This window comes from Novosphingobium chloroacetimidivorans (assembly GCF_014204535.1).
In the GTDB taxonomy this organism is placed as follows: domain Bacteria; phylum Pseudomonadota; class Alphaproteobacteria; order Sphingomonadales; family Sphingomonadaceae; genus Novosphingobium; species Novosphingobium chloroacetimidivorans.
On sequence record NZ_JACHLR010000040.1, the window covers coordinates 1 to 12,636 of the forward strand.

A 12,636-nucleotide genomic window follows, 5' to 3' on the forward strand; every position below is an offset into this window, starting at 1 on the left:
GCGCCCCATCGATCACCGCCTCGGCTGATCCCCGAACCGCAAAGTGGGGAATTTTCGATCGGCACTTTTGGGGATTATCCAGTCGGCGTTGACACTCCTCTTGCGCTCGATCTCGTTGCCAGGGGACGACGCACGCACTGTCATAGAGCAACCGCCCCGCTGGCAGACGCACTACAACGAGGTACACCCGCACAAGGCGCTAGGCTACCGGTCACCCCGCGAGTACAGCACACAGACCCGCGAGGCCTCGTCAGGCAATTAGGGGGCAACGACACTCACCGTGCCTTCGTGCGAACCTTGAAGTGTCACGAATAATCAAGAGCGTTCGACCTGAGACACCCTTCACCTGTGGAGTGATGTGGCCTGACGTGGTTCACCTGGCGCTTGAGAGCGGGACGCGAGATGAAGCTGTTGCGCCTGTTTGCAATTTGTGACCACGTAAAGCGGTTGCCAGAGACGGGCAACCCGCTTGCGACACTTGGCCAGGTCATAGAATGCGAAGCATTCCGCCCCATGCTTGGGACGGGGTGAGCTTAAAGCGTTTTCCACAGTGCCTGAATCAAGCGGTATTCCCTTGCCGCGCTAGGTCTGATTCACCCGCCTGGCTGGATTTGGAGGCCGGCATGGATGGGCAGAGCACTATCTGAGGATCTGCGTGGCCAGGTAGTGGCCGCGATCGATGGCGGCCTGAGTTGCCGAGCAGCTGCAGATCGGTTCGGAGCTGGCGTGGCGACGGCTATCCGCTGGCGGCAGATGGCGTTGAGGCACGGCCGAGCGGTGCCTGGAAAGCCAGGAGGCGACCAACGCTCGTCAAAGACCGATGCACATGCCGAGCTCATCCTGGCCATGCTGGAGGAGAATGGCGACATCACCCTTGCCGAGATCCGGACCGGCCTTGCCAAGCGTGGCATTGCGGTCGGGATCGGCACGCTCTGGCGCTTTTTCGATCGTCACCGGATCACGCGCAAACAAAGTCGGGTCACGCAATCGAGCAGGACCGACCTGATGTCTTGAGGCAGCGCCATGCCTGGTTTGATGACCAGCTTGTTCTCGAGCCAGAGCGCCTCGTCTTTATCGACGAAACATGGACTGCGACCAACATGACCCGCAGCCATGGTCGCTGTGCCAGAGGCGAGCGCCTGCGAATGGGCTTCCCGCATGGTCATCGCAAGACCACCACCTTTGTCGCCGGCCTGCGCATGACCGGCATGATCGCGCCGATGGTGCTTGATGGCCCAACAACGGAGACCAGATCGAGGCCTACGTGACCAACGTGCTCGTTCCCGAGCTGCGCCCCGGCGACATCGTCGTTATGGACAATCTCTCAAGTCGCAAGCGCGCCGCAATCCGAGACCTGATTAAGGAGGTGGGAGCCAGTCTACGCTATCTTCCGCCCTACAGTCCCCACTTCAAACCGATCGAGAAGGCTTTCGCCCGGCTCAAGGCGATGCTGCGACACGCTACGACAAGACCATCCTATCGTTCGAGACCTTCCTCAACCCCGCTGCCGTCCGACTGTGGCCATCGCTTTTATAAAACGCGGCCTAATCACCGCAGGATTGCCTGCTGACCCGGATACCAATCAACGGCACATCCTCAAACGGTGAAACAGTGCGGGTAAATAGGAATGCCCACCTCGCCTGCATAGGCGAGGCCATGTTGTGCCCGTAGCAGTAGACCTTGCACCCTGATTGCCTGCCGCGGTGCTTCGTGAGCTCGAGTGATGTGGATGGCACCAGTAAGTGCTCTCGATCTTGCAACTGCAATGCCTCACTCGACAGCTGAGCGCAAGTGCGAGGAGGTACTCGCTGCGGCTGCAGTCGACGAACGCCTCATCACATCCTGGAGGAGTGACTTGGATTATCAATCTCAAGACGCTCCGGACAATATCAAATATGACGTTTTATGAGAAGGAGTGATGTATTCAATGGTCGGCTTTATCGAGATTACCTCCCCCAGACACCATATTACCAACAACTAACCAGAGCAAAGCGGCCGTTTTCATCGTGAAAACCGCAGTTCCCCCAATCATGAGCCACAAGTAGATGTAGACAGCCAAGCCCCAGTGTACCCTTCGCTGCGCGGGAGTCTGACTTGCCGGAACAAAGGTTAGGTAAATCCAAAAGCCGAGAAGGCCCCAAATTGAACTCGATACGATCAGATAGTTGTATCCGCTGTCGTATGCATGAGTAACTTTTGAAAGCGAGCCGAAAATTAACTCACTGGCACTCAGATTCATTAGGTCTGCAACGGTGATGGAAAGACGCCCAATTGTGTCGTCTGTCCCTAGTGAGGCGGCCGTAGGGCCAACCACAATGAACGCCGTTAATAGGCAGATCGGCATGATCGCTGCTGTAAGGCGCCCGGAGAGATAGGGGTACGCATAGTAACCAGCCGCATTGATAACGAGAAGCGCGCTCGAGGTGCGCGAATTGTTGCTTAGAACGATAAGCACCACTAAAATGACGTGCAGAGCCTTGTCAGACTTAGAAATACGCTGCCAGTTTCCCAGAAGAAAGACAAGCAAAACCGACGCGAACCCCGGAAGAGAAACCTGTTCCAAAAATATCGAAGATGTTCTTGGCCCCTGAAAAATACCAAAGCTAAACCGACCTTGGAAGCCGACCGCGTTAGCAAATAGCCCCGTATCATTAAGGCTAAACTCCTCCAAGCCTCGACTCGCTTGAAGATAGGAGGCCGGCTGAAACATTGCTACATAAAGGGGAAGGTGAATTAGCTCGATCAGGAGCACCACCAGCACAATAATAGACAGAATACGGAATACCGCTCGAATATCCCGCCAGGAGGCCCTGTAACCGACGGCTGTGAACGCAGCTACTATCGCCATGTTCCGCAGAAAGTCCGGATAAATTGTCTCATTTATAAGCGACGTCACGATCGCTTGTATTGCAGCGAAGAAGAATAGTAGTATCGGACCTAAGTCCCGCCTTCGCCCCCCCGTCAGAAAGCAGGCAGCCATGCAAAGTGCTAGTATTCCACCTTCAACGGCGACTGCAGCCGCACGCGAGCTTCGTAAGCCTTGCGCATTAAGAGCAGCTAGGATGGCGTTGTAAGTTGATGGAAGAACAGCGACGATCCACAGGCATAGCCTAAAACGCTGAGCCCTCCACTCTTCACCGCCCGGCCGACCGGCGGCAGGGGCTGCAACTGGTACACCGTACATTGCAAATCGCCTAATGCTGAGGTGTCGTATTACGAGGTTTGTTGTTCAGGCCGCCTAATCCTAGCTTAATCCTGGACAGCGGTTTCTCAATATACTCATGAATTAGCAGTCCGACAATTGCTGAGGCAAGCAAAGCAATAGCGATAAAGACGTACGCCGTTCCCGGCGATCCATCGATGCCCAAAAATCTCACGGCCATTCTTAGGCCTGCCAGAACGATGATGTGACTCAAGTAGATGCTGTAGGAAGCGTCGCCAAGCTTTACCAATGCAGGTAGATCAGGAACTGCGCTTCGACGTTCAAGGTTTACTGCTGCGGCGATCGCGATAAATGCGGGGCAGCCAAACTTGAGAGCGCGCGGCAAGTCGGGCGCGGCAGACTCAATGAACGCTAAGGTAACAATCGAGATGGCGAGCAATGCCCATGCCAACGCCTTAGAGAAGCGCAGAAATGGTATGAGATAGGCGCCAAGGAGGATACCCATTAGGAACTCAAAGATAATGCTATTACCATAAAACGATGCAATGGAGTGGTTTCTGGCGCCAACAAGGCCAGCAACATACAATGCCGTTATCAATATGGTTATGCTCGCAACACGGCGACCTTCGCGAAGCGGCAGGCAACAAGCATATAGTAGGTAGAACGTCATTTCCAAATTAAGTGTCCAACCCGGGACTATTATGGGACTAAGATAAGTAGAGGTCCCGGGCACAGCTGCGAGATTAGGCCAGGGAATAAAAGATAATGATGCTAACACGTGAAGAGCGTCAAAACGTGTCGAGCGCAGGAGGTGGGGCATCGCAATCGCGCATAGCGCCACAGCAATAGTTAGTAGCCAGTAGAGTGGGACGATTCGCTGTATGCGTCTAGCGAAAAACTTTCTTGGGCTGACATGTGAGTTCTGGGTTGTCACCCACATAATAAAGCCGCTTAGAACGAAGAAGATATCGACTCCGGTTTCGCCAATGACTGGGGCGACTACCCCAACCTTGAGATGTCGCACCTGTATTGCCGCATGAAAGTATACAACGGACATGGCTCCAATTGCTCGTAGCCATTGCAGGCTGCGTAACTGACGTGGAAGACTATTCGACCGATCAAAAGTATTCGGCACGTCGCCGTCAATGGAGCTATTATTTTGCATCAGGAACGTCTCTGGGTTGACGATCGATACTGTAGACGCCGTGGTAGAGGCTGATTAGGCGCAAGATCGTAAGGCCAAAGCCATCAAGGCAGAAAAAGATAGTTCTGCGTGTCATAGGTGGCCCTTGTACCATCTAGTGATGAAGTTCGCGATCATTACTCTTTCTCACCCAATACAGCCCGATACTCTGCGGCAAAGCGTGTGGCGACCCTCGTCCAGCCAAATCTCGCGGCCGCCAGGATGGCGGCGGCCCGCCTCGCCCTCGCCTGCTCATTATGAAATTTCTGCACCTCACCTGCGGCAGATAGCGGATCATCCATGTCGACAAGCAAGCCACAACCGGTGGTCTCCACAAGCCGTTCGAAGGGCGGGATCCGGCGCAAAACAGGCACAAGCCCTGCTGACATTCCTTCCACCACGCTAAGGCCAAATCCCTCGTAGCGCGAGGCAGAAGCCACGTAGGTTGCTCGGCCGACGAGTTCGCGCAGTGCGGCATCATCGGGACCAACGTGGATTTCTAACTGCTCGGTGGCCCCAACTGCAGCGGCGGCCCAACGTAAATCATCAACCGAGAGATCGGAAGGCTGCCCTGCAACGATTAACTGCCAGGGCCTTCCGAGCGCCGCAACTAGTCGGATCAATGCGGGCACATCCTTGTTGACTGCAAAGCGGCCGATGAAGAGCAATGTCGGGCTCGGCTCGCGCGCCCCGGCATCTCGCCACTTGTCGATGTCGACGCCATTCTCAATGGCTATTGTCTGCCTTGGTGCAATCTGACGAAAAATGTCCGCGTCGTTCTCGCTAGAGCCAAAGATCCGCGCATACCCGCTTGCAGACACTCGCGTGATGCTGGCAAACCAGATGCGCTTTGCTCTTGACGCGTAATCCGTATGGAAAAAGCCGCCATGTGTCGAAGCCACAAGCCTGCGGCGATGCAGGAACCTGGTGGCGGCGAGAAAGTCGAAGAAAAAATCTATGCCGTGAACATGAATGAGGTCGGCGCCTCCTAGCTTTTTTAGCACGCCGGGCGCGACCGGATATCGGCTGGAACCGATGAAGGGAATCCTGCGGATCGGGATGCCCGAACTCTTGCCCACCGCTGGTAGGTGACGGCTGAGATCCCCAAATGACCGATCGAGCGTCACTACCGATCCATCGATACTATGATCACGATGGAGGTGCTTGACCAACTGAGCAACCGCATCCTCCAGCCCTCCTATCATGGGCGCGAACTGGCGGACCACGTGGCAGACATGCATAAGGATCGGCTCCGCTCAGGACGTAAGTTACAAATGCTTCGCGCGCATGCGATTTCCGGTCATCGGAAAAACAAAGATCTGTGCTTGCCCGGATGTCGCACTGCCACTATCACCACCGATATGCAACCCGCCAATCAGAGCGGTACGGACTAGACGAGATCGGCGTAGTCGTTTGACTCTTCCCTGCCCTGAACTTGGAAAAAGGCGCTCGGACTCGTTAGTAGCGAAGGAGCGCGCCTACCATGCGGTGCTCGACCTCGCGCCGATGGCAGTGTAAATCGGCTGGGTCGAGCATTGGTAGCGTTTTAAGTTGGCAACAAAGAGGTGTCCTGAATTATGACGTCTTTACGCGGCCGCGTTGTATTTCTCTCGGCGTTTCAGGATTACCGCACCAAGAAGCGCGCTAGCGTGCAGCAGGTGGCTGATGGAGCACGCAATCTAGGCTATGAGGTCTGGTTTGTGTCGACGCGATATAGCCGAATGTCTCGACGAACCGGCGACTCCCGTTTATCTCTGGACCATACCGCGAACTCCATCGAGGAGGTAAACGGCATCAACTGCTTCCTGTGGAAAACGCTCGTTCATCCCTTCGCCAGTCGCTCTAAAATCCTGAATGCGCTGATGAACAAGTTGTTTACGCTATATGCCGCTTGGCCGAATGCGCAATTCGACGAAATTCTCAGATCTGCTGACTATGTGGTTATTGAATCCAGCGTCGCGGCGATCTTTTTACCGCGAATTCGCCGCTTAGCTCCTAAGTCTCGGATCATATATTATGCTACCGACCGGCTGGACACAGTTGGCGCTCACCCTGCTGTGCAACGAAGACTCATAGCGAACGAAGCACTGATTCATCACGCATCTTTGCGATCAGCCCGAATGGCGAAAGATTTTAGCTGGCTAGGCAATCGCCTTTATTTGGCGGAGTTCGGTGTTCATCATGAAGATTTTCGGGATATCGGCCCTAGTCCTTACATCAATGGACGTCCGGCGGCGGTATCCGTCGGATCTATGTTGTTTGACCGCCGGTTCTTCGAGACGATTCCGTCGCTCTTTCCTAACGTCGATTTTCATGTAATCGGCTGTGGCGAGTATTTCTCCGGATCAGATAATCTCTACGTCCATGATGAGATGACGTTCAAGGACACCCTTCCTTTTGTGAAACATGCCGCCGTAGGAATAGCCCCATACCGCCCCGCTCCAGGTGTTGAGTATCTTGCTGACTCGAGCCTTAAGTTGGCACAATACGAGCTATTCGGGCTGCCCGCGGTCTGTCCTCACTTCGCCGTTGGCGAGGTCACCAGTCGCGCCGGCTACGCCCCCGGAGACATGGAATCAATGCGTGAAGCGATGGGCCAGGCCTTATCGACGGCGGGCAGCGTCGCCCCGCGTCAATTTAAAACGTGGGAAGATGTAGCCGAGCGAATACTCAACCCCGAACTTTTCGACGCCAACCGACTTTGATACTGCATGCACAGCAGTTATTTCGAAGCTTCGCTAAGCTCTCTCCGACATGGCAAGCAGTCGAAATTCTAAGCGCCTGTCTCACCGCGCATTATCAAATCCAAGCTCGACCTTTGCTCTAGCTACTCTTCTCACCTCCACAATACCAAGACCGTGACTGACGATCATTGATACGATTGAAGCGATTTGATCCGAATTTTGCTCTTGCACTAGGAAGCCTTTGCTCCCGTCTTCTATCAGCTCGGTATGCCGCTATGCCAAGTAGATACGGTGATAACGCGGAGCGCCATTGCCTCCATTAGCGACGCAGGTATGCCTTCCATATCTCCATAATCGGCGACCACCGACGGAAGCAGGAAAACGTCTGCGTCACGGAGAGCGCCGAAGACCTCTTCATGTGAGTTTTCCCTGCGGAGGTTATGCGCGACGCACAAGCCATTGCCGTCGCCCGCAACACCCTCTCGAGCGACCATAGCCTATAATTGTAACTGTTGCCTCGCTACCTAGACCAGTTCCACGATGAGCGGAATCGGCGAGGGGTTCCCATGGCGATGATCATGTGATTCATAGGATGCCGTCACGAAGGAGGCGGCATGGGTTGGCGGTCAGGTCAGAGCTACTCGCAGGAACGCCACACGGCCTGATCGCACGCCCCCGCTCTATCCTCTATGATGGTTGGCGCTTGCTGGTGTGCGCGGATAATGGTGGCGTCGATCATCGATTATCGATTCCCCCATCGGTAGTCAGCGCATCAAAAACATCTGTTCTACACTCCGACCAGGATCCGCGAGGCGCCTCCGCACCCGACGCCTTATCCATGCTGGGCGACAATCCGGTCACCACATCACTTAAGCCGAATGGCCTCGGGCGAACTCGGGACAGTTCATCTGCGTTTGAAGAAGATGGTACCTGTGAGGTTCCCAAGGCATGAAGTGATGCTCGTCCGTCCGCGCCATGGCGGTAGCTGGCGCAGGTGAATAGCTCTTACAAACGCTAGACCGTTGCCACGCAATGTAATGGATCATATGGTTCTCACTCCGGTCGTCGCGACTGGGAAGGTAGCGGGAGCATGGTGGTTGTCGCGTCGCGCATTTGCACAAGTTCGGCTTCCGCACTGGAGAGCTGGCTGCCTTATTTTCGTCGCCTCCGCCGGGGGTGTTGCGGGCAGCGCATGGGCTCAAACCGTGCCTCCGACCGGGTCAGAAGGGGCCCCGGTAATCGGCCAAGTGTCGGTTTCATCACCGCTTAGCACCAATGGGGCCAACAACCAGCCTCGCTTCACGCTCGTGCCCAGCATCCGTATGGCGTACGACACTAATATCTTGCGTAATGTCGACCAAAGTGGCAGCGGACGCGACAATCTCCGCGTAACTCCCGGAGTCGATCTGGCTTACAGTCGATTGTTCGGGCGCGTAGCGCTCAAGTTCAGCGGTTCCGTGGGCTACGATTTCAACGACCGCATTCGCTCTTTAAACCAGAGCCGGATAATCTCGGAAGGATCGATGGGAGCTCCGGTGGGTGCAGCCTGCTCGGTAAAAGCGGATGCGAGCTACCGCAGGCTCACTTTCGATCTAAATGACACCCAGGCCGCGGCAGGGTCTACATCGGCAACCCAAGTCTATAACGTGAGCGCGAATTGCACGCGGGAAAGCGGTTTCAATCCTGTAGCGGGTTTTACCTATCGGTCGCTTGAGAGCAGTCAAAGGCGTGTTTTTGATTACCGACAATACGTGGGGAGCTTAGGCGTCGCTTACACTCAGCCCAGCATTGGCACAGTGACGCTAAACGCAACGGCAGCGCAGCTCCGTCGGCCACATTTTGCTGAACTGACCGGCTTCGACGATGACACAGACGTGTATACCCTTTCAGTAGGCCTTAACCGATCAGTCTCTCCGCGCATTCGGATCAGTGCCGCCGGCGGGCTTACCAAAGCTAACCCGCGACGCACAGGCGTCCGCAGCTTTCTCGGTGCCTCCTACAACGCCCAAGTTGAATGGCTCCCAACTCCTAGACTAGTCATTTCCGGAGCCGCACTACGGGAAGTAACTAATCAGAACGGAATTAGCGCTACTTATGTGATCCGCAGTAATTACACTTTAAGCGCAGAGTTACAGCTGAGTGGCAAAAGTCGGGTCAGCTTGATTGCAAATCGCAGCCAACGAGACTTTCGAGGTGAAGACCTGTCCCCCTCCTTGCTGCCGATCCGGGCCGATCGGTCGAACATCATCTCCGCTCGTTACAACTATGACCTATCGCACCGTCTACGCGCCAGTTTCGATTTGAGCCATCGCCGGCGCGAGGCAGACAATCCGACCTATAACTACACATCGACCGTGCTTTCGAGCTCGATCGGCGCTCATTTCTAAGAAAATGGAGAACAATGCCATGCGCTTTCGCGTCCTAATCGCCGCTGCCGCGCTGCCGCTTGGCGCGAATGCACCTTATCAGGCTTCCAGCCCGACCGATGTGATCGGCTCAATGCAACCCGACGATGGGTACAGGCTCGGAGCAAACGATGAAATCGAGGTAACGATCTTCGGTGCAAGCCTGCAGCAGAATCAAGTAGTTAGGACACGTATCAAAGAGGATGGTACAATCACTCTGCCCTTCCTCGGCGCAGTGCAAGCACGCGACCGCACTGCCCGCCAGCTTGCAGAGCAGATCACAAATGAGCTTCGCTCGGGCGGCTATTTCACTAGACCGTCGGTCAACGTTGATGTGACGCAGTATGTCAGCAACGTGGTGACCGTGTTCGGCCTAGTTGGTACGCCTGGTATTTATCCTCTGGATCGACCCCTCACCGTTGGCATGGCGGTAGCTCGTGCAGGAGGCGGGCGTCCTGATGGCGCTGACTATGTAGTATTAAGCCGGCGGAGAGATCCGATCGAGCACCACATCGCTTTCTCGGATCTGACCGGCGAATGGAGCGCTGCCACCATGGTCGAGGCTGGAGATACACTCTATGTTCCAGTCGCTCCAGTCGTATTTGTTTATGGTCAGGTCAATGGGCCAGGATCGTTCGCTGTTCGCAGCGGCATGACTGTGCGCCAAGTTCTCGCCCGTGCTGGCGGGCCGACGCTCGCAGGCACTCAGAACAACATCACTATCTATCGGGCAGGTCAGAAACTCAAAAAGGCTGAACTGGATAGCCCCGTTCAGCCCGATGATACGATATACATTCATGAGCGCTTGCTCTAATTACCTATGCTGTGTCTAACGAACCATCAGGGGCTGCGTGTTCGTAGCGGCTACTATCGGTTGGTATGATCCAGCTAGATCACCCAGTTCGTTCCGCTAGTTGCACAACTTGCTAAACAGGAACAGCTGCGCCGATCCGTAAGCAATGTTCTTAAGCCACGGTGACCCAAGGCACCAGCTCAACCAGGCGGTTGGCTGGGCGGTTTGCGGGAACGACGAGGGTTCGGGTGAGCAAATCCTTCGGGATGATGCTAGATAGCGAAATCTCGATGATGGTGGCGATCACCGCCCAGTGGTCGCCGCCCTCATCCGAGCCGGCATAGAGCGCGTTCTTGCGGTTCAGAGCGATAGGCTGGATCGATCGCTCGACACTGTTCATGTGGCGGTTTCAAAGGAAGTGGGTGAGCCCAATCCAGCGGCCGAAAGGCTGCGGATTGCCTCCGCGAGTTTGCTCTTGGCACTGGCCTGCTGAGTTGGCCCTCAAAATGACCTGACAGGGTCTCGCTAGGTCGACCTTGCCCATTTTCGCGTCGAGTTTGCCGATGAGCCTGGGATCAATCGGTTCGCTTGTTGTTCTCGATGGTCTTCGGCACAGTCGGCGGCTGTGAGGGCGCTTTTGCCCGACCCAAGACATGCAGATCGTCATTCGCTGCCACATCGATGCCATCGACGGGATGGGCGGCGCACCGTCGGAGGTCCTCTACGACCGCATGAAGACGGCCGTGATCGACGAGGACGCCGATGGCGTGGTGATCTACAATCGCTCGCTGGTGGCGCTGCTTGACCACTACGGCGCACTGCCCCGGGCCTGCAGGCCCTACCGCGCTAAGACCAAAGGAAAGATCGAGCGCCCTCTCCGCTACATTCGGCAGGACTTTTTTCTCGGTCGCACCTTCCGGGACGCCGATGATCTCAATGCCCAGTTTCGCGACTGGCTCGACACTGTGGCCGACGCCCGCCTGCATGCGACGACGAGACGGATCGTGTCCGAGCACTTCGCCGACGAGCAGCCAGCGCTCACCGCATTGCCGGCCGCAGCCTATAACGCTCTGCTGACGGTCGAGCGGCGGGTCAGTCACGAGGGCATGGTCTTGGTCGCTGGTAACCCTACTAGGTCCCGGACGCTGCGCGCAAACGGCTCGTGGAGGTGCAAAACCACCCTCGCGAGATCCGCATCTTCGAGGATCGCAAGCTCATCGCGGTCCATCCGGTACTAAACGGGCGCAACCAGCGACGGGTCGATCCTGCCAACAGGAGCCTTGCGCCGGCTCGCACGGAGACAGCTGCGCAACCTTCCGGCCGTGAGATTGGGCTACGCTTGCTGGGCTTCTACGAGGCGGTCGGGCGACGCCTCGCAGCACGCGAGGTGCGGCCATGAGCGAGATCATTCAACGCATTCGCACAAGTCTTGTTGGCTTGAAGGTGCCTCGATCGCTGGAGGCGCTCGATCACACCATGCGCTGCCTCGAGCGCGGCGAGATGACGGCGATTGAGGCCATCGACATCCTGCTGGCCCATGAGCACGGCAACCGGGAAAGCCGGCGCTTCAGCGTCGGGATCAAGACATCCCGGCTGGTGCCAATGAAGCTGATTGAGGGCTTCGACTGCTCCTTCCAGCCTTCGCTGGATCGAAGCCAGATCCTGGCACTTGCCCAGTTCGACTTCGTCGAGCGTGGCGACATGGTCCATCTCCTCGGCCCGCCCCGCACCGGCAACTCGCACTTGGCGACAGCCTTGGGCGTCGAGGCAGTCCGGGCTGGCAAGCGCGTTTACAGGGCGAGCCTTGCCGAAGTGATCGACACGCTGGCGCGCGCCGAGCGTGATGGCAGGCTCCCGAGAAACTGCGCTTCTTCAACCGCAACGGCCTCCTGATCGTCGACGAGATCGGCTACCGGCCGGTCACGCCCCGCGGCGTCAACCTCTTCTTCCAACTCGTCAACTCACGCTACGAGAAAGGCGCCATGATCCTGACCTCCAACCGCGGCTTTGCCGATGGGGCGAGGTCTTCGGCGATCCCGTCGTCGCCACCGCGCTGCTGGACAGGTTGCTGCACCATGCGATCGTCATCGAAATCGAGGGCGCCAGCTGCAGGCTGCGTGCACACACCGACATCGTCCCAGAACACACCAGGACGAGCGCCATGATCAACCCACCGCCGCCGCCTCGTCGCAAAGGCAGACCACCCAAGGAGCGACCGATCGATCACCGCCCCGGCTGATCCCCGGACCGCAAAGTGGAAGATTTCGATCGGCACTTTTGGGGATTATTCAGTGGGCGTTGACAAATCCGATGTTAGAGCATTTTCATGATGGGCGGAATCGGAGGGGGATTCCCATTGAGCCGATCGTGTGATTCATAGGCAGCCTCACGAAGGAGGCAGCGATGGG

Annotated in this window: 10 protein-coding genes and 3 pseudogenes; 8 read left to right on the plus strand and 5 right to left on the minus strand. The window is 56.5% G+C overall.

Annotated features, from left to right (window positions below):
• Window positions 1-127: 127 nt before the first annotated feature.
• Window positions 128-262: pseudogene (locus tag HNO88_RS20960) on the plus strand (integrase core domain-containing protein); the annotation flags it as partial.
• A 365-nt stretch (window positions 263-627) separates the two neighbouring features.
• Window positions 628-1,471 (plus strand): annotated as a pseudogene (locus HNO88_RS22535) (IS630 family transposase); the annotation flags it as partial.
• 453 nt (window positions 1,472-1,924) lie between these two features.
• Here the strand turns inward: HNO88_RS22535 and HNO88_RS20980 are convergent.
• From HNO88_RS20980 to HNO88_RS20990, 3 genes are all read right to left on the minus strand, one after another.
• On the minus strand, window positions 1,925-3,184 hold the full coding sequence (locus tag HNO88_RS20980; RefSeq protein ID WP_184250577.1) for a hypothetical protein: 1,260 nt from the start codon (window positions 3,182-3,184) through the stop codon (window positions 1,925-1,927).
• Between the two features lie 10 nt (window positions 3,185-3,194).
• A complete protein-coding gene (locus HNO88_RS20985) occupies window positions 3,195-4,328 on the minus strand; it encodes an acyltransferase family protein (RefSeq protein WP_184250580.1) in 1,134 nt (377 codons plus the stop codon).
• A 155-nt stretch (window positions 4,329-4,483) separates the two neighbouring features.
• Window positions 4,484-5,587: a glycosyltransferase family 4 protein gene (locus tag HNO88_RS20990; protein WP_312857150.1), complete on the minus strand. Its 1,104-nt coding sequence runs from the start codon at window positions 5,585-5,587 to the stop codon at window positions 4,484-4,486.
• 336 nt (window positions 5,588-5,923) lie between these two features.
• On the opposite strand from HNO88_RS20990, the gene HNO88_RS20995 reads away from it, so the two are divergent.
• The gene (locus tag HNO88_RS20995; protein WP_184250587.1) at window positions 5,924-7,051 is read left to right on the plus strand and encodes a GumK N-terminal domain-containing glycosyltransferase; all 1,128 of its coding nucleotides are present in this window, start codon (window positions 5,924-5,926) and stop codon (window positions 7,049-7,051) included.
• A gap of 236 nt (window positions 7,052-7,287) precedes the next feature.
• On the opposite strand, the gene HNO88_RS23110 is transcribed toward HNO88_RS20995, so the two are convergent.
• Window positions 7,288-7,524, minus strand: a complete 237-nt coding sequence (locus tag HNO88_RS23110; RefSeq protein ID WP_184250589.1) for a glycosyltransferase — start codon at window positions 7,522-7,524, stop codon at window positions 7,288-7,290.
• A 552-nt stretch (window positions 7,525-8,076) separates the two neighbouring features.
• Between HNO88_RS23110 and HNO88_RS21005 the strand changes: the two genes are divergently transcribed.
• The gene (locus HNO88_RS21005; protein ID WP_281384078.1) at window positions 8,077-9,417 is read left to right on the plus strand and encodes an outer membrane beta-barrel protein; all 1,341 of its coding nucleotides are present in this window, start codon (window positions 8,077-8,079) and stop codon (window positions 9,415-9,417) included.
• A 19-nt stretch (window positions 9,418-9,436) separates the two neighbouring features.
• Window positions 9,437-10,249 carry an SLBB domain-containing protein gene (locus HNO88_RS21010; protein ID WP_184250595.1) on the plus strand — a complete coding sequence of 271 codons (813 nt, stop codon included), beginning with the start codon at window positions 9,437-9,439 and terminating at the stop codon, window positions 10,247-10,249.
• Window positions 10,250-10,400: 151 nt separating this feature from the next.
• On the opposite strand, the gene HNO88_RS23115 is transcribed toward HNO88_RS21010, so the two are convergent.
• Window positions 10,401-10,628, minus strand: coding sequence for a hypothetical protein (locus HNO88_RS23115; RefSeq protein WP_184250597.1), 228 nt, complete (start codon window positions 10,626-10,628; stop codon window positions 10,401-10,403).
• A gap of 253 nt (window positions 10,629-10,881) precedes the next feature.
• Here HNO88_RS23115 and HNO88_RS21020 point away from each other — a divergent pair, with 253 nt between their 5' ends.
• From HNO88_RS21020 to istB, 3 genes and pseudogenes are all read left to right on the plus strand, one after another.
• Window positions 10,882-11,466 carry a DDE-type integrase/transposase/recombinase gene (locus HNO88_RS21020; RefSeq protein ID WP_184250598.1) on the plus strand — a complete coding sequence of 195 codons (585 nt, stop codon included), beginning with the start codon at window positions 10,882-10,884 and terminating at the stop codon, window positions 11,464-11,466.
• A complete protein-coding gene (locus HNO88_RS23120) occupies window positions 11,397-11,627 on the plus strand; it encodes a hypothetical protein (protein WP_376768797.1) in 231 nt (76 codons plus the stop codon). Before HNO88_RS21020 ends, HNO88_RS23120 begins: the two co-directional genes overlap by 70 nt.
• Window positions 11,628-11,704: 77 nt before the next feature.
• Window positions 11,705-12,467 (plus strand): annotated as a pseudogene (istB, locus tag HNO88_RS21025) (IS21-like element helper ATPase IstB).
• The last annotated feature ends 169 nt before the right edge of the window (window positions 12,468-12,636 follow it).